Genomic DNA, 1,400 nt, shown 5'->3' on the forward strand with positions numbered 1-1,400 from the left:
CCCTGGACGCCCTTCTGTTTGTCAAGCGACGATCCTGGTTTGATTGATCTGCTTCTGGCGACGCATGATGATGCCGAAGACTTCCCGAGCGATGTAACGTTTCAATGCCCGGATTGCATCGAGCTTGGAGTGGCCCGCAGCCATACGGCGAGCGACATACTGCTTTGTCTTGTCATCGGTCCTGAGGCGGCCAATTGCAATGATATGGAGGGCGCTATTGGCAAGCCGGTCGCCGCCCCGGTTCAGACGATGTCTTGTGGTCTTTCCTGAGGATGCTGGCACAGGGCTGACGCCGCAGAGCGCCGCGAAACTTGCTTCTGACTTCAATCGCTCGGGATTGTCGCCGGCGGTGAGCAAAAGCTGCGCGGCGCTGTTGTGTCCAATTGAATTACGTTCGACAAGGTCCGGAGCCAGGTCTTCGACGATTGCAGCGATCATCATGTCGAGATCGGCAATCTCATCATGCAGTTCGAGGTATCTGCGACCAAGCGACTTCAGGGTAATCCGATACGCCGCTTCCACATCGCGATAGGCTGTCAAGTCCGGACGCCAGGCGGCAAGCAATCGAACCAGTTGCATGCGGGTCATGCGACGCAGCTGATCCCGCAACACGTCGACGTCGGGCGCTGCGATGATCGTATTCTGGATTAATTGCAAGGCTATGCGCCGAGCGTTGACTGCCGTCTTTCGGCAAGCCTTTAAAACTCTGAGAGATTCCACCATGCCGTCCCGGCTTCGAGGTGTGACGGTTCGCCGTTCGGCAAAGGCGGCATGTGCCGCAGCCTGGGCATCGAGATCATCATTCTTACCCCGTCTTCGACGGTCGTGACGATCTGGTGTGGTAACTTCAAGGACCTCCACGCCCGCGGCCTGCATATATCGCAGCAGCCCAGCACCATAACTGCCTGTGCACTCGACACCAACGCGCTGCAACTCTCCGAATGTCCGCATCCAGGCAAGCATCAACCGATAGCCGTTACGGGTCGTCGGGAAACTGCGCGTCTCAAGAACGCGGTCGTAATCATCGACGACCGCTGCGACATGTAAATCCTTATGGGTATCGACGCCGCCGACAACATGACGCGCTGGCTTGTTCTTCTGTTCCATGCCGTAACCTCTGGAGTTTGACCGCTATCGCACGGCTCAACCACGGGCATATGCATGGACAGGACAGTCATGTGACCAACGCGGTCAGGCCCTTCTTGGGTCACAAGCAAACGCCGAGGCAAAGCCTCACCGCAAGGCGCTCCCGGGCGGCTGACAGGTCCAGGGAAAGACACGCTGGTCGATCGGAGTGTGGGTCAAGCCACACCTGGACGCCTTGCAGCGCCAGCCTACCAAGCGATCGATCGGTGTTTGAGACAAACCGCCCGGGAACTGGCTATCATCTTCTGACTATC

The 1,400-nt window shown here is 57.9% G+C and carries 1 protein-coding gene; it reads right to left on the minus strand.

Annotated features, from left to right (window positions below; all coding sequences use genetic code 11):
* Positions 1 to 21: 21 nt before the first annotated feature.
* Complete coding sequence (locus F9K78_RS21770) at positions 22 to 1,107, minus strand: IS110 family RNA-guided transposase (protein WP_151682754.1); 1,086 nt, start codon at positions 1,105 to 1,107, stop codon at positions 22 to 24.
* Positions 1,108 to 1,400 lie beyond the last annotated feature (293 nt).

This window comes from Brucella pseudintermedia, assembly GCF_008932435.1.
GTDB classification, from domain to species: Bacteria; Pseudomonadota; Alphaproteobacteria; order Rhizobiales; family Rhizobiaceae; genus Brucella; species Brucella pseudintermedia.

Coding starts and splice junctions, on each gene's coding strand:
- F9K78_RS21770 (WP_151682754.1), bottom strand. CDS start 1,107: ATGGAACAGAAGAACAAGCCAGCGCGTCATGTTGTCGGCGGCGTCGAT.